This is a genomic window from Variovorax sp. YR216 (assembly GCF_900107745.1).
Taxonomy (GTDB): Bacteria; Pseudomonadota; Gammaproteobacteria; order Burkholderiales; family Burkholderiaceae_C; genus Variovorax.
In genome coordinates, this window is record NZ_FNRO01000007.1 from 75,672 (window position 1) to 90,923 (window position 15,252).

Annotated in this window: 16 protein-coding genes; 11 read left to right on the plus strand and 5 right to left on the minus strand. The window is 65.7% G+C overall.

Annotated elements, in window-relative coordinates:
- Positions 1-16: 16 nt before the first annotated feature.
- On the minus strand, positions 17-1,027 hold the full coding sequence (locus BLW05_RS19240) for a tripartite tricarboxylate transporter substrate binding protein (protein WP_093165096.1): 1,011 nt from the start codon (positions 1,025-1,027) through the stop codon (positions 17-19).
- 306 nt (positions 1,028-1,333) lie between these two features.
- Between BLW05_RS19240 and BLW05_RS19245 the strand changes: the two genes are divergently transcribed.
- Positions 1,334-2,209 (plus strand): SMP-30/gluconolactonase/LRE family protein, encoded by an 876-nt coding sequence (locus tag BLW05_RS19245; protein ID WP_093165097.1) that lies wholly within the window; start codon positions 1,334-1,336, stop codon positions 2,207-2,209.
- Here BLW05_RS19245 and BLW05_RS19250 read toward each other — a convergent pair.
- On the minus strand, positions 2,206-3,168 hold the full coding sequence (locus BLW05_RS19250; protein ID WP_093165099.1) for a LysR family transcriptional regulator: 963 nt from the start codon (positions 3,166-3,168) through the stop codon (positions 2,206-2,208). The genes BLW05_RS19245 and BLW05_RS19250 overlap by 4 nt on opposite strands.
- 111 nt (positions 3,169-3,279) lie before the next feature.
- Here BLW05_RS19250 and BLW05_RS19255 point away from each other — a divergent pair, with 111 nt between their 5' ends.
- From BLW05_RS19255 to BLW05_RS19285, 7 genes are all read left to right on the plus strand, one after another.
- Positions 3,280-4,347: an LLM class flavin-dependent oxidoreductase gene (locus BLW05_RS19255; protein WP_093165100.1), complete on the plus strand. Its 1,068-nt coding sequence runs from the start codon at positions 3,280-3,282 to the stop codon at positions 4,345-4,347.
- Entirely contained in the window at positions 4,348-5,346 is a 999-nt protein-coding gene (locus BLW05_RS19260) for a Bug family tripartite tricarboxylate transporter substrate binding protein (protein ID WP_093165102.1), read from the plus strand.
- Between the two features lie 190 nt (positions 5,347-5,536).
- Positions 5,537-6,604, plus strand: coding sequence for an LLM class flavin-dependent oxidoreductase (locus BLW05_RS19265; protein WP_093165104.1), 1,068 nt, complete (start codon positions 5,537-5,539; stop codon positions 6,602-6,604).
- 16 nt (positions 6,605-6,620) lie between these two features.
- Positions 6,621-7,400, plus strand: a complete 780-nt coding sequence (locus tag BLW05_RS19270; RefSeq protein ID WP_093165105.1) for an SDR family NAD(P)-dependent oxidoreductase — start codon at positions 6,621-6,623, stop codon at positions 7,398-7,400.
- 11 nt (positions 7,401-7,411) lie between these two features.
- Positions 7,412-7,780 carry a VOC family protein gene (locus tag BLW05_RS19275; RefSeq protein ID WP_093165107.1) on the plus strand — a complete coding sequence of 123 codons (369 nt, stop codon included), beginning with the start codon at positions 7,412-7,414 and terminating at the stop codon, positions 7,778-7,780.
- Positions 7,777-8,724 (plus strand): flavin reductase, encoded by a 948-nt coding sequence (locus BLW05_RS19280; protein ID WP_093165108.1) that lies wholly within the window; start codon positions 7,777-7,779, stop codon positions 8,722-8,724. The genes BLW05_RS19275 and BLW05_RS19280 overlap by 4 nt, the downstream gene beginning before the upstream one ends.
- Positions 8,725-8,741: 17 nt before the next feature.
- Positions 8,742-9,950: a CaiB/BaiF CoA transferase family protein gene (locus BLW05_RS19285; RefSeq protein ID WP_093165110.1), complete on the plus strand. Its 1,209-nt coding sequence runs from the start codon at positions 8,742-8,744 to the stop codon at positions 9,948-9,950.
- Between the two features lie 37 nt (positions 9,951-9,987).
- On the opposite strand, the gene BLW05_RS19290 is transcribed toward BLW05_RS19285, so the two are convergent.
- Genes BLW05_RS19290 through BLW05_RS19300 form a run of 3 tightly spaced genes read right to left on the minus strand, consistent with a single transcriptional unit; the run spans position 9,988 to position 11,654 of the window.
- Positions 9,988-10,665: a tetratricopeptide repeat protein gene (locus BLW05_RS19290; protein WP_093165111.1), complete on the minus strand. Its 678-nt coding sequence runs from the start codon at positions 10,663-10,665 to the stop codon at positions 9,988-9,990.
- Between the two features lie 33 nt (positions 10,666-10,698).
- Positions 10,699-11,310, minus strand: coding sequence for a hypothetical protein (locus BLW05_RS19295; protein ID WP_093165113.1), 612 nt, complete (start codon positions 11,308-11,310; stop codon positions 10,699-10,701).
- Between the two features lie 59 nt (positions 11,311-11,369).
- Positions 11,370-11,654 (minus strand): hypothetical protein, encoded by a 285-nt coding sequence (locus BLW05_RS19300; protein WP_093165114.1) that lies wholly within the window; start codon positions 11,652-11,654, stop codon positions 11,370-11,372.
- A gap of 643 nt (positions 11,655-12,297) precedes the next feature.
- On the opposite strand from BLW05_RS19300, the gene BLW05_RS19305 reads away from it, so the two are divergent.
- From BLW05_RS19305 to BLW05_RS19315, 3 genes are read left to right on the plus strand one after another with little or no spacing between them, the layout of a single operon-like run.
- On the plus strand, positions 12,298-13,194 hold the full coding sequence (locus tag BLW05_RS19305; RefSeq protein ID WP_177142724.1) for a sensor histidine kinase: 897 nt from the start codon (positions 12,298-12,300) through the stop codon (positions 13,192-13,194).
- On the plus strand, positions 13,191-14,357 hold the full coding sequence (locus tag BLW05_RS19310; RefSeq protein ID WP_093165117.1) for a sensor histidine kinase: 1,167 nt from the start codon (positions 13,191-13,193) through the stop codon (positions 14,355-14,357). The genes BLW05_RS19305 and BLW05_RS19310 overlap by 4 nt, the downstream gene beginning before the upstream one ends.
- Positions 14,335-15,075: a LytR/AlgR family response regulator transcription factor gene (locus tag BLW05_RS19315; protein ID WP_093165119.1), complete on the plus strand. Its 741-nt coding sequence runs from the start codon at positions 14,335-14,337 to the stop codon at positions 15,073-15,075. Before BLW05_RS19310 ends, BLW05_RS19315 begins: the two co-directional genes overlap by 23 nt.
- The last annotated feature ends 177 nt before the right edge of the window (positions 15,076-15,252 follow it).

Below are 15,252 nucleotides of genomic sequence, written 5' to 3' on the forward strand. Positions count from 1 at the left end.
CACCTCTAGAAAAGACCTACTTCGCCGCCTTGCCGTCTTCGGCCGCGGCGGCTTCGAATTCCTTGAGCACGCGCGCCTGGTCGCGCCGATAGTCCAGGGCGCTGCCGGCGTACGGCTCCAGAAAGAGTTGCCGGCGTGCGGTCTTCATGGCCTCGGATGCGAGGGCCTGCTGCACGGCGCGCGAGAGCTGTTCCTTGATCGGGGCCGGCGTGTCGCTGCGCACGTTCAGGCTGTAGCTGCTGCTGAACACCATGTTGGGCAGGCCGAGCTCCTGGAAGGTCTTCACGCCGGGCAGGAAGTTGTTGCCGCCGGGCAGGCCGGTGGTGGCCAGCACCTTGACCTTGGGACTGTCCTTGACGGCCTGCGTGGTGCCGATGGTCGTGAAGTAGGCGTCGATCTGGCCCGCGAGGATCGCGGTGAGTCCCTCGGCGCCGCCCTTGAACGGAATGGTGCGATAGCGGATGCCGAGGTCCCTGGCCATCCGGGCGGCGAGCGTGGAGTACACGCCCACGCCGAGGTCGAGGCTGCCCACGTCGATTTCGCGGCGCGCGTTCTTCAGGTCGTCGAGCCGCTTCCAGCCGCGGTCGGCCGCCACGATGAAGGCGTAGCTGCTCTGGGCCAGCGGCGCGAGGATCTCGAAATCGGAGAACTCGTAGGGCAGGCTGGGCGTGGCGAGCTTGGCGCTGTAGAAGCCCTCGGCGCGCACCAGCAGGGTGTAGCCGTCGGCGGGCTGGCCTTTCGCGGCGATGATGCCGAGCGACGAGCCACCGCCGGGCCGGTTCTCCACGATCACCGGCTGGCCCACGACCTTCGCGAGCTCCTGGCCGAAGGCGCGTGCGATGTTGTCGGTCGCGGCGCCCGGCGGGTAGGGGACGATCAGCTTGAGCGGCTTCGAGGGGTAGTGCGGCGCCTGCGCCGTCGCGGGCAGCGACACGATGGCGGCGCAAAGAACGGCCAGGCCGAACAGCGCGCGACGGCCCCTGGACGTCCTGGCAGTCTGCTTCGCACGAATCCGTTCATTGCTCATACATCACCTGGAGGACGGGCGCCGGCTCGTGCGGCATCCATCTGAATAAAAAGGCGGCTTTGGTGGCAGAGGAAAGCACCGCTGTCGCCGGTTTGTCTCGTGCAAAAAATTATAGGAACGACCCCCGAAATCATTTGCCGGTCATCTTGAAGGAGAGTCCTGCAGAAAATGCAGCATTCCCCGGCTGCGGGGCTGCTAGGATGCCCCGGCGCCTGGATCCGGAGACTTGTGGAATTCATCCGAATTCCAATCTCAATTCCTCTTTGTGTGAATTGAGAAATAGAAATCGAGCGCCGAAAGAAATCAATGAATATTCAGCGCCTCGGCGATTTGAAACTGGCATTGGGCGAATGCCCGATATGGCATGAAGGCCGCCTCTGGCTGCTGGACTGCCGGCAGGGACTGATCCTCGCGCTCGACCCGGACAGCGGCGAGGTGACCGCGCGGCACGAGGCGCCGGCCCCCCTCGGCTCCTTCGCGTTCAATGGCGACGGCTGCATCGTGCTGTCGCTCAAGGAAGAGATCGCCGCGCTGAATCTGCGGGACGGATCGCTGCGCTCGCTGGCGCGCATCGAAGCCAGCCACCCCCATCTGCGGCTCAACGACGGCACCGCCCTGGCCGACGGCAGCTTCGTGGCCGGCACCATGCATGTGTTCCGCGAGCCCGGCGAGGCGCCGCTGGGCGGGCTGTACCGCCTGGACACGGGCCTGCGCCTGCACAAGCTGGACGAAGGGCTCGGCATCGTGAACGGGCCGTGCGTCAATCCGGTCAACGGGCGCCTGCATGTGGCGGACAGCGCGGAGCGGGTCATCTACTCGTATGCGATCGCAGCGGATGGAACGCTCGCGGACAAACAAGTGTTCCTCCGCACCGACGCCTACGACTCCGGGCCCGATGGCTGCACCTTCGACAGCGAGGGCGGGCTGTGGACCGCGCTGGTGCGCACCGGCGCCATCGCGCGCTTCGACATGCAGGGCGGCCTCACGCGATGGATCGATGTGCCGGTGGCGCACCCGAGCGCACTGTGCTTCGGCGGGCCGGAGATGGCCGATCTCTTCGTCACCAGCATCAGCGACAGCGGGCGCCTGCACGCCTCGGGACCGCTCGACGGCGCCGTGCTCAAGCTGACCGGCGTGGGCTTCCGGGGCAGCGCGCGGCCGGTGTGCCGGCTGGCGCTCTAGGTGGTCGCGGGCGGCGCGGGGTCGAGTCCGGCCGCCTTGCCGTGCGCGAGAAAGCGCAGCTCAGGCCCGGCCACTCTTTCGGCCACGAAGTCGAGGAACAGGCGGATCTTGGCCGGCACGATCGGGGTGTCGAGGATGGTGGCGTACATGCCTTCGTCGAAGCCCTTGTTGCTGATCCTGTAGTCGCCGAGCACCCGCACCAGCCGCCCCTGGCGGATGTCGTTGTGAACGGTGTAGTCGTCGAGCAGCGCGAGGCCTTCGCCGAGGCGGGCCAGTTCCAGCAGTGCGATCCCGCTGTTGGTGATGTGGCGCGGCCGGAACGCGATCGGCTTGAGCTGATCCTGTTGCTTGAACAGCCAGGTGTATTCGTCGCCGGGCAGCTGGTAGGCCAGGCAGTCGTGGGCCAGGATGCTCTCGGGCTCGTCGAGCCCGGGCTTGCCCGCGAGGTAGGCCGGCGAGGCGACGAGGTAGCGTTCGCTCTGGAACAGCATGCGCCGCTTGACCCCGGCTTCGACCGGCGGCGAGATGCGAAAGTCGACGTCGAACTGGTTGCGCCGCAGGTCCACGGCCGCTTCGCCGAGCGTGAGCTCGATGTGGATCTCGGGGTAGAGCTTGCGAAAGCCGGCGATCAGCTGCGGCAGCACGCCCAGGCCGAACATCATGCGCGAATGCACCCGGAGCGAACCTTGCGGCGCGGTGCTGATGGCGGTGATGTTGCTTTGCAGCTCGTTGATGCGCCAGAGAATGCCTTCGAGCTGGCGCGCGTATTCCTGGCCCGATTCGGTCAGCGCGATCTGGCGCGTGGAGCGCAGCAGCAGCTTGACCTTCAGCTCCTCCTCGATGTCCGTGATCATGCGCGACACCCCGGTCGCCGAGATGCCGAAGCGTCGTGCCGTTTCGGAAAAGTTGCGTGTCTGGGAGATCGACAGGAACAGTTCCATGGCGCGCAACCTATCCATGAATCCTCCAGTTGATGCAGTTCTGATCTGCAGTTTCAGCCATAGCCGTTGCGGTGCGTCTCTCTAGAATTTCTGAATACATGCGGGCGCCATTTTCCCGCGGAGACAACCTTGGAATTCGGCGTATTCATTCTCGCGCAGCAGCGCAGCTACGAGCAGACTTCGCAGCAGGTCATCCATCACTCGATCGAGCAGACCGTTGCTGCCGAGCAGGCTGGATTTCACAGCGCCTGGTACGCGGAGCACCATTTCAACAACTATTCGCTTTCGCCGTCGCCGCTGATGATGGTGGCCCACATGGCGGCAAAGACCCGGCGCATTCGCCTGGGCACTGCCGTCTGCATCCTGCCACTCTATCAGCCGGCCCGCTTTCTGGCGGAGGTCGGTTTTGCCGATACGGTCTCGAATGGCCGGCTCGATCTGGGCGTGGGTTCGGGCTACCAGCAATTCGAATTCGAGCGTTTCGGCATCGACATTGCCAACTCGGGCGCGATCTACAACGAATTCCTCGACATCCTGCCCAAGGGGCTCACGCAGAAGATCTTTTCGTACGAGGGCCAGTTCCTGAAGGTGCCGCCGAGCTCGATCGCGGTGCGCTGCGTGCAGAGCCCGATGCCGCCGGTCTGGGTCACGTCGGGCAATCCGGTCACGCTCGGGCGCGGGGTGCGCGAGAACCACAACCTGTTCGTCACCGCGCTGCTCAACGGCACCGAAGCCATCCGGGGCCTGCGCGACCGGCTCGAGCGCGTGGCGGACGACAACGGCAAGGACCTCGACCGTGACGTGAAGTTCGGCTTCCTGCGCTGCGCCTACGCCTCGGACAGCAAGGCCGAGATCGATGCGTACCTGCAGTGCGCGCTGTTCCAGCGCCGCATTTCCGAGAGCCTCAAGTACCGCCGCTCGCAGTCCGACGACGGCTACATGATCAAGGAAGTGCCCTACGACACCGACCCGAGCATCGAGCAGTTGCGCAGCAACCTGCCGGTGGGCTCGGTCAACCAGGTCATCGACCGGATGCTCGAAGAGATCAGCATCCTCAAGCCCAAGCACATCGCGATCCAGACCCAGCTGGGCGACTTCGACCAGAACACGATGCTCAGGCAGATCGAGCTCTGGGGCGAAAGGATCATCCCGGCGATCCAGAAGGAACTGGGCACCCCTCAAAGACAGGAGACTTGAATGAACGAGACATCGATCAACCGGCGCACCTTGCTGCTCGGCGGCATGCTGCTGGGCAGCGGCGCCAGCGCCTTCGCCAACACGAACACCAGCACGGGCAACTGGCCTTCGCGCCCGATCCGCATGGTGGTCGCCGGCTCGTCCGGCGCCGGCGGCGACATCTTCGCCCGCCTCATCGCCGCGCCGCTGTCCGAAGCGCTCAAGCAGCCGGTGGTGGTCGACCCCAAGGCGGGCGCCAACGGGCTGATCGCCTGCGACGCGGTCGCCAAGTCGCCGGGCGACGGCTACACGCTGCTGTTCGCGCCGTCCTCCGCGATCCTCATCAACCCGGTCATCCATCCCAAGATGCCGTATGACGCGGAGAAGGACCTGCTCCCGATCGCGCAGGTGGGCGCAGCGGGCATCCTGCTGGTGGCCAATCCCAGCACAGGCTTCAAGAACCTCGCGGACATGGTGGCCTATGCCAAGAAGCATCCCGGCAAGCTGGCCTACGGCTCGTGGGGCACCGGCTCCTCGGGCCACCTGGCAATGGAAGGCATCAAGGCGCGCTATGGCCTGGATATGCCGCATGCGCCGTACAAGACGCTGATGTCCGAAGTGACCGACCTGATCGGCAACAACATCAGCGTCGGCTTCACCGACATCGCATCGCCGATTCCGCACATGAAGGCCGGCCGCCTGGTCGGGCTCGGCCAGACGGGCTCGCAGCGCTGGCCTGCCACCAAGGACCTGCCGACGCTGTCGGAGCAGGGCTACAAGTTCGAGGCAGACGGCTGGTACGGCGTGTTCGCACCGGCCGGCACGCCACCGGAAATCATCGACCGGCTCAATGCCGAGATCAACCGCATCCAGCAGACCCCCGCGGTGCGCGAGAAGATCGAAGGGCAGAACATGATCGTGCCCGCGAGCGCCTCAGCGCAGCAGTACGCGGCCTCCATCAAGCGTGACGCCGCGATCTGGCAGGGCCTGGCGCGAACGACCGACCTGAAGGAGAAGTAGGCCGCGCAGCCTTTCTTGCCTCGATGCGCAAGCGGACCGGAGCCACAAGCTCCGGTCTTTTTTTTGCGCCTTCGCAACGCGCATCCTGCATTTTCTGCAGGACTGATCCACGTTCCTTTCGTATTCACGAGCGCGGGGTGGATCAAGAGAATTCCCTTCATTGCACACCACCCTTCGGAAGGCGGACTTCATGGAATTCGGCGTATTCATCCTGGCCCAGCAGCGCGGCTATCACCAGACCTCGCAGCAGGTCATCAACAACTCGATCGAGCAGACCGTGGTCGCCGAGCAGGCGGGCTTCAACACGGCCTGGTATGCGGAGCATCACTTCAACAACTACTCGCTCTCGCCTTCGCCGCTGATGATGATCGCGCACATGGCCGCCAAGACGCAGCGCATTCGCCTGGGCTCCGCGGTGTGCATCCTGCCGCTCTATCACCCGGCGCGCTTCCTGGCCGAGGTGGGCTTTGCCGACACCGTGTCCAACGGCCGCCTCGAACTGGGCATCGGCTCGGGCTACCAGGAGTTCGAGTTCGAGCGCTTCGGCGTGAAGATCGAGGAATCGGGCGCGATCTACAACGAGTTCCTCGACATCATCCCCAAGGGCCTGACGCAGAAGATCGTCTCCTACGACGGCAAGTTCCTCAAGCTGCCGCCGAGCTCGATCGCGGTGCGCCCGGTGCAGTCGCCGATGCCGCCGCTGTGGATCACCTCGGGCAATCCGGTCACGCTCGGCCGTGGCGTGCGCGAAGGCCACAACCTGTTCGTCACCGCACTGCTCAATGGCACCGAAGCGATCGTCGCGCTGCGCGAGCGCCTCGACAAGGTGGCACAGGACAACGGCGCGGACCTCGACGAGGACGTGAAGTTCGGCTTCCTGCGCTGCGCCTTCGCATCGGACAACCAGGCCGAGATCGACAACTACCTGGACAACGCGCGCTTCCAGCGCCGCATCTCCGAAAGCCTGAAGTTCCGCCGCGCGCAGTCCGACGACGGCTACATGGTCAAGGAAGTCCCGTCGCCCACCGACCCGACCTTCGAGCAGCTGCGCAAGAACCTGCCGGTGGGCTCGGTCAACCAGGTGATCGACAAGATGCTTGAGGAAATCAGCATCCTGCGTCCCAAGCACATCGCGCTGCAGACCCAGCTGGGCGACTGCGACCAGAAGACCATGCTGCGCCAGATCGAACTCTGGGGCGAGAAGATCATCCCGGCGATCCGCAAGGAGGTCGCTTCGATGAACACGGTCTCCGCCTGAAGCGCGCGTGTCGGCGATGGCTTCTCAAACCGCTTTCGACAGCCAGGCCCTGAAGGGGCGGGTGGCCGTGGTCACCGGCGCCTCCGGGGGGCTGGGGCTTGCGATCTGCGAACACCTGCGCGCGGCGGGCGCCTCGGTGGTGCAGCTCGACATCAGCTACCCGGCTGAACCCACCGAAAGCGAAGGCGCGCTGATCCTGCACTGCGACATCGGCGAGCCCGCATCCGTCGCCGCGATGGCCGAGCGCGTTCGCTCGCGCTTCGGCCGCTGCGACGTGCTGGTGAACAACGCCGGCATCAGCGGGTCGCCGGTGGGCCTGCACGATTTGCCGATCGACCTCTGGGACCGCGTCTTTCGCGTCAACCTGCGCGGCGCGCTGCTGTGCGCGCAGGCGCTGGTGCCGTTGATGTTCGACCAGCAGGCGGGCAGCATCGTCAACGTGGCCTCGATCGCCGCACAGGCGCCGACGCGGTTCGGCGCCTACGGGCCGACCAAGGCGGCCCTGCGCGCGCTGACGCACCAGATGGCCGTGGAGTGGGGTCCGCGCGGCATCCGTGCGAACTCGGTCAGTCCGGGAATGATCCGCACGCCGCTGTCGGAGCCGCACTACCGCAATGAGGCGGTCCTGCAGAACCGCACCTCGAGCATCCCGGCGCGCCGCATCGGCCGGCCGGAGGACATCGGCTCGGTCGTCGCCTTCCTGGCCAGCGATGCCTCGGCCTATGTCAACGGACAGGACATCGTGGTCGACGGTGGCTTCCTGAAGGCGACGTTGACCAACATCCAAAGCAAGTGAGAGACAGAACCATGGAATCGCCCAAGCGCCTGCAGAACGTGTTCGTGGTGGCCGAACGGCCGGCCGAGCTTCATTCCTTCTACGAGTCCGCACTCGGCCTCCAACTCAAGTTCCGCGACAAGGATCGCTGGATCCAGTACGGCGTCGGCAACACGAGCTTCGCGCTGGCGTGCCGCGAGGAAGCGGCGCCTGCGACCTCGGGTGTCGTGATGGTCTTCGAGGTGGAAGACTTCGACACCGCCGCCGAACGTGTCGCGGCGTCGGGCGGCCAGGTCCTCGGCATGCGCGACATGGGGGCGCACGGCGCGGTGCTGTCGCTGCGCGATCCCGAGGGCAACATCGTTCAACTCTTCAAGCGCCAGTCGGCGCCGGCATCATGAACGCCGCAGTGACGCAGATCGACGCCATCGATCCCAAGCTGTTTCGCCAGCTCCTCGGCTGCTTTCCGACCGGGGTGGCGATCGTCACCACCAACGACGCGGACGGCCGGCCCGTGGGGCTGACCTGCAACTCGTTCAGCTCGGTTTCGCTGGAGCCGCCGCTGGTGCTGTTCAGCCTGCGCAAGGCGAGCAGCCTGCTGCCGACCTTCACCCAGGCCGGCAGCTTCGCGATCAACATCCTGTCGCAGAGCCAGGATGTGCTGTCGGGCCGCTTTGCATCGAGCAAGATCGCCGACAAGTTCGAGGGCGTGGCCTGGCGCCGCGGTCCGCTCGGCACGCCCCTGATCGACGACTGCCTTGCCAGCTTCGAGTGCAGCGTCCATGCCCGCCACGAGGCGGGTGACCACGAGATCTTTATCGGCGAGGTCAGGCACATGGCGCCCGGCGCTCCGGACCATGCGCTGGTGTTCTACAAGGGCGCCTACATGATGCTGGCCGAGTCGCTGCGCAAGCTGGTGCTCGAAGGACAGCTCGGCACCGACGACATCGACGAGGCCTACCGGGCGCTCTACGGGACCCTGCTGCGGCTGGCCTGTGCGCGCGCTTCCGACTCGGAAGTCGACGCGATCGAAGAGGCCGTGGACCAGATCGAACAGAACCAGGGCGAGAAGGCGCTGCCGCAGCGCATCGAGGCCATGGCGAGCTTCTTCTCGTCGATCGCGCTGGCGGGCCACAACGAGGCGCTTCAGCTCATGGCGCGGACGATGACCGCGGTGCTGCGCGAGCGCATGGCGCTCGTCATTCCGGCGCATCCAAGGCCGGACGTGTTCCCGCTTCGCCGCAAGGTGGTGGAGCGCCTGAGAGCCCGCGACGCCGATGGCGCTGCGGGCGCACTGGACGAATTCATCACGGCGCTGCGCGCAGGCGCGACCGTGGAGAGCTGAAAACGATCGACATCCGAATGAGCAGTTCCCTTCTCCAGCCGCTTGCCGGCATCCGCGTCCTCGATCTTTCGCGAGTGCTGGCCGGCCCGATGTGCGCGATGGCGCTGGCCGACCTCGGCGCAGACGTCATCAAGGTCGAGCACCCCGAGCGCGGCGACGACACCCGCGACTGGGGCGTGCGCATCGGTCGAAGCAACACGACCTACTTCAATGCCTGCAACCGCAACAAGCGCTCGATCTGCGTCGACCTGCAGGACGAAGCCGGCCAGAAGCTGGTGCGCGACATCGCGGCCCGCAGCGACATCGTCATCCAGAACTTCAAGCACGGCGGGGCCGACAAGCTCGGGCTGGGCTACGACGACCTGCGCGCCGCGAACCCGAAGCTCATCTACTGCTCGATCTCCGGCTATTCGGCGCTCGGCAACGAGAAGGACCGCCCGGGCTACGACCTGGTCATCCAGGGCGAGACCGGCCTGATGGCGATGAACGGCGAGGAAGGGCAGGGCCCCCTCAAGTTCGGCATCGCCGCGGTCGACATGTTCACCGGCATGTATGCGGCGCAGGCGATCCTCGCGGTGCTGCACGAGCGCGCGCGAACCGGGCAGGGCCGGCACATCCAGATGTCCCTCTACGACAGCGGCATGATGATCAGCTCCTACTACGGGCTGACAGCGTGGCTCAACCAGGAAGACCCCGCGAAGTTCGGCAACTCGCATCCCTCGATCGTTCCCTACGGCGTGTTCGACGCCGGGGACGGGCCGCTGGTGATCGCGGTGGGCAACAACGGCCAGTTCCGCAAGCTCTGCGAGTCGGTGATCGACTGCCCGGCGCTCGCGGATGACCCGCGCTTTGCCAAGAACACCGAGCGATCCCGCAATCGCCAGGTGCTCCTGCCCATCCTCCAGGAGAAGTTCAGGTCCCTTTCACGCGCGGAACTCATCGAACGCATGCAGCGTGTCGGCATTCCCTGCGGCGAGGTGCTGGGTCTCTACGATGCCATTCGCTCCGAGCGCACCGCCGAAGCGAAAGTCTGGTGCGAGTTCGAGGATTCGGAAGCAGGTACGCAGGCGGTTCACGCGCCGCCCTACGTCCTTGATGGGCAGCGCGCGGGGCTGCGGCGCCAGCCGCCCCATCTGGGCGAGCACACCCACGAGGTGCTGCGCGAGCTGCTCGACGTCAGCGATGCGCAGTTGCAGTCGCTCAGCGAGAAGCGCGTGATCGGGTGACGGTTCGACGGGGCGTCTTCGCGGCGCCACGATCACTCTAGGTTCCGATTTGGGTCAGCGCTCTATCGTGAACGGTCAGGAGCGACCCCCTGCTTCGAAGCTCAGAGCCGAGACTACGATAGAACTCTGCGCTCTCCGGATCGGCAGCCTGCCCGAGGACCTCTGTCAGGCGGCCGAGCGCCCTCCGGGCCGCCTTCTCGTTTCCTGCTTGCGAGAAATGGTCGACCCCTTCATTGAAGTGTTCGGCCGCAGTCCCCCATTCGCCCAGCTTGAGTGCCGCCTCCCCCAAGATGCAGTGAGCCGATCCTGCCTCCGCCGTGGCCCCGGCAGCCCGAGCGATCTGCAAGGCAGCAAGGCCCTTGGTTTGCGCCTGTGCGTATTCCCCAAGGCGGTAGTAGCTCTCTGCGCTCAGATTCAAGATCCGCAGTGTTTCGGCCGCGTCGCCACCCTGCCCGAGCGCCGCTTCGAAAAGGCTGATTGCCTCTCGGTGCTGGCCGGCGTTCTGAAGTTCGAACCCTTTTTGCACCATCTGCACAAGGGGTGGGGCATGGGGTTCGATGGGCTGCACTTCCTTGGGCTCGCAGGCCGGCAAGTGAGACGACTTGCGGCCCGCCTGACCCCACACGTGAAACCCGAACCAGATTGCCCCTCCGATGAGGACCGTGCCGACGACAGCCATGCCGATGCTCAGGAAATAGACGTTGCCCGGGGACATGGGGGCCTCCTTCCTGGTGAGTCGCTCCTCGACTCAATCCACCGTGAAACGAATGCCGGTCACCGAGCCTCCGATGTGCTCGATCAACGTGACTCCGTCTGCCGCGTATTGGTCAATCGTGAAAGTGCCCTCGTAACTGTCTCCCAATGGGCTGAGCGTCACCGTCTCCTGCAAGACCCCAGGGCCCACGAATGCGGCGGGTACGGCAGGCGGGTTGGAGTCGCTGCTGGCATATGCGAGGGCCAGATGCTTGAGCCTGTAGGTCGCGCTTCCGGTCTGCTCCCACACACCCATGCAGACGTCGCCCGTACTCGGCGCGCGGCCGCCGGAGATCAGGAATTCGGTTCCGTCGCTGTGCCACTGTGCGGTGCCGAAATCAAGTGGTACCCCAGCCGGGATGATGGCCGGGTAGGCCGTGCCGTCGGACACGAGACTGACCTTCCACATTCCAACGATGCTGGTGCGCTTCGACGGCTTCGCCGGGTTCTTCTCCTGCTGCGTCCAACTCGGTGGTGCCACGCCGTGCCCGGGAAACATGCTGCAGCCCGCAGCAGCCTGGCCTGTCGCAGTTGCGCCTGCGACGCCGAGACCCAGCACGATCAGGTAACCGCCGAGTGAATGCCGAAGGGCTGCTCTTTCGTTCATGGTGAACTCCTTGGATGAGCGGACAGGTAGAAAGGAAATGCGACATCCATGACTCCCCATCAGATCCGACGCAGCAGCCAGGCGAGAGCGAAAGCGCCGCCTGCGCTCGCTGCGAGCGTCATCGTCAGATCGGGATCGCGTTCACTCCGGGGAGTGGATGCGAGGGGTGGACGTTTCTGCTTGGCGGGTGCGCCGTTTGAGTACGGGCTGTAGATCGCCGATCCGAGGAGTTCAGCTTCGGTCTCCGCGCCCTTGGCCGATGTCGACACGCTGAACCCGGCGATGCTGCTCTGGGTCCGTGCGCTCGCGGGGAAGCAGGCGAAGATGACCAGGGCGATTGCCATGGCACCTGTTCGACAGCACGGCGATTCCATACAGGGCTCCTCACAAGGCGGCGCGGCCTTGACCTAGGAAAATCTCTGAAGGGAACTATGGGCTGCTGCTCGACAGAGCGGCGGACTATGCGACCAAACGCAGGAATCGCGGTACCAAGGCACCGAAAGCAGGGGTGAATTCACTTCACGCGGCGCTCACGCAAGGGCGCCATGCAAGTGTTCGGCCATCCGGATTCGCCGGGGGTTAGCACCCTAAAGCGACCATTTCGTCGGATGCGGCTGGTACTGCCGCTACGACCCGCATAACCTGCTCAGGTGCGCCGCGGGCCTTGACAGTGGGCGTCGATGGTGTCAAACCGCGCGTGGGCCGCAGCCTGCGCCCACACAGCGCGGGAGACGAACGCCCCGCAAGGACTCCGGGTTCGATGCTCGCATGTGAGATCGGTCGATAAGCACAGGAACAAGGGCAATTGTCATGGCCGGTGTCCCTTTTCAACGCCATCGCGCATGGTTCGAGAGCGCCGGGATCTGGCTGACGGCATGCGCCGCCTGCGCGCTGATGCTCGCATCGTTCGAAAGCCTGTGGTTCTTCTTCACGGACTCCTTTTCGGACGCGTGGCGCGAGTTCGCCTGGTGCTTTCTTCGCGCCCTTGTGGCGGTGGCCGCATTGTTTTTTGTCCTGGCCGTCGGCACCGCATGGTTGCCAGAACGACGGGCGCTGCGCTGGCCGGCGTTGGCGTTGGTGATCGTCGCGGCCGCGGCACTGGGTTGGTTCGCCGAGGACGGCCTGACTCTTTTGCTGAGCGGCGAGCCCATCTCGGACGGCGAGCGACCCTACATGCTTCACACGATGTTCGTGCTGGCGCTGCTGGTGGGCGTGCTCGGTGAATACCGTTGGGCAAGCCTTCGCGCGGCGGCGCTGCTGCATGAAGCCGAGCTGAATCGCGTCCGGCTGGAAGGCGAGCTGGCGGCGGGGCGGCTGCAGGTGCTGCAGGCGCAGATCGAGCCGCACTTCCTCTTCAATTCCCTCGCCAACGTTCGCCGGCTGTTGCGCACCGACGGCGGGGCGGGCCATGCAATGCTCGTCGACTTGATGCTCTACCTCGAAAGCGCGCTGCCCCGCATGCGCGATGACAGCTCGACGCTCGCGCGCGAGGCCGAACTGATCCGGGCGTTCCTTGCCGTGCACCAGGTACGCATGGGCGCGCGGCTTCAGTTCCGCATCGACGTTCCCGAGGCTCTCGGCCGGCGCGTCGTGCCGCCGATGATGCTGCTGACGCTGATCGAGAACGCGCTGAAGCACGGGCTCGGTCCGCTTCCCGAGGGCGGATCGATCAGCGTCGCGGCCACGGAAGCCAACGACAGGCTCGTGCTGGAGGTGGCCGATACCGGTCGCGGTCTCGTGGCGGGATCGGGCGGGGGCACTGGCCTGGCCAACATCCGTGCGCGCCTGAGGGCGATGTACGGTGCGGCGGCGGGCCTGTCGCTGCGACACAACGAGCCACGCGGGATCGTGGCGCAAATCCACCTGCCGGTGCATGTAGCGTGAACGTGCTCGCACACGAGATTCTCACGACGCCGCGCTGGCGCCTCGGCGCGTGGGCGGCGCGAGCCTGGCGTCGGATGGGTTGGAGGCACGTGCTGCTGGCGCTCCTGATCGCCATCCTGCGTGACGCGATCAATCCGCTCGGGGGGATTTTCTTTCCGCCGGTGGAGCTGATTCATCCCTTGATTCCTTTTCTCGACGGCAGTTGGGCGGTCGGCAATATCCCCCTCATCTTTGCCGTGCTGATGGCCGACGAGGCTTTCGATGATGGCGTCCCCCCGTTGCGTGCGTACGGGTTGGCCGTCATCGCGATGGTCGCTTTCCTTCCGGTCACGACCCGGCTGTACGGGCTTTTCATCGCATCCCGGCTGCGATCCGACGAACCGGGTCCAGGCCACCCCATCACGGGGATCGAGGACGGCGCGGCGCAACTCGTGTGGTGGATGCTCGTCACTCTGTACGAATGCGGCTTTGGCATGTCCATCTACGCCCACTGGCGCGTCACGCAACGGGCGATGCGCCGGGCCCAGGCTGCCGAAACCGAACGCGTGCGCAGTGAGCAGCGGGTGCAGACGGCTCGATTGCTCGCTCTTCAGTCGCGAGTCGAGCCGCAGCTGCTGTTCGATGCGCTGCGGCGGGTTGGCGACCTGCACGATCGCGCACCACAGGCGGCAGACGCGTTGCTGGCCGAACTGATCACGCTGCTGCGCTCCATGCAGCCTAACGCGAGGGCGGACACCTCCACCGTCGAAAGAGAGTTCGCGCTCGTCGAGGCCTGGCTGCGCGTGTCGAGGAGTGCGGGGCACGCACGTGCCCAGATTCAACTGCACATGACTCCCGGCAGCGCCAAGGTCGGCATTGCACCCATGCTGGTCCTGCCGCTGCTGCGCGACGTACTGGCCGTGCCGCGCACCATTCAGATCGAGTGGTGCTTGAGCGCCGCACTCGTCCGGCAGCGCCTGCTCGTCACGCTGCAGCCGGATGCCGCTGACGAGACCGATGCCGCCGCCTTGCTGGCACAGGCCAACCTCGCGCCGCTGCACGAGCAGCTCTCGCGGCTATTCGGACAGACCGCCCGCTTGGCAGTCTCTGCATCGCCGCCGTGCCTGACGCTCGATCTGCCGCTTCTGCTCGGAGACCACGATGACCACGGCATTGATCGCTGAAGACGAACCGGTACTGGCCGCGGAGATCCGCGAAGAACTGCAGCACCTGTGGCCCGGGCTGGTCATCTGCGCCACGGTCCATGATGGCAACGAGGCGCTGCGCGAGATCGAGCGGCATCGCCCGCAGGTGCTGTTCCTGGACGTCAAGATGCCGGGCCTCACCGGGATCGAGGTCGCGCGTGCCATGGGTACGCGCGCCCACGTGGTCTTCATCACGGCCTTCGACCAATACGCCGTGCAGGCCTTCGAGGAAGGCGCAGTCGACTATCTGCTCAAGCCGCTCGACCCGGCCCGGCTGGCGCGGGCGCTGCGCCGAGTGCAGGAGCGCCTGGCCATGCCGCCTGCGGACATGAGCGGCCTGCTCGATCAACTGCAGCGTCGAGCCACCAGCGATCGGTTGCGCTGGATCACCGTCCTGCGCGGCGCCGACATCCACCTGATCACCGTGGAGGACGTCTGCTACTTCCGGGCCGACAACAAGTACATCGCCGTCGTCACGGCCGACAGCGAATCGCTGATCACGACGCCGCTCAAAGAGCTGGCCGAGCGGCTGGACCCGGGGATGTTCTGGCAGATCCACCGTGGCGTGATCGTCAACATCAACGCAATCAAGAGCGTGCGGCGCGCGCTGGGGGGGCATCTCGAACTGCGGCTGAAGCAGCGTCCAGAGACGCTGCGGGTCAGCGCGGCATACGCGCATCTGTTCAAGCACATGTAGCTGCATTCGTCCGCACCTGTGGCCGTTCGTCCCGGAATCCCGGGTATTCGTCGGAAGAGGCCGCCGCAGTGGGCGGTGATGCCTATGCTGGCACTGCGCGGCTGGGTCGCTTGACCGTCGACGATCCTCAAGGCAAGGTGTAGAGTGCCCGATACGCCTGTCAAAGCAGTCCGCGGC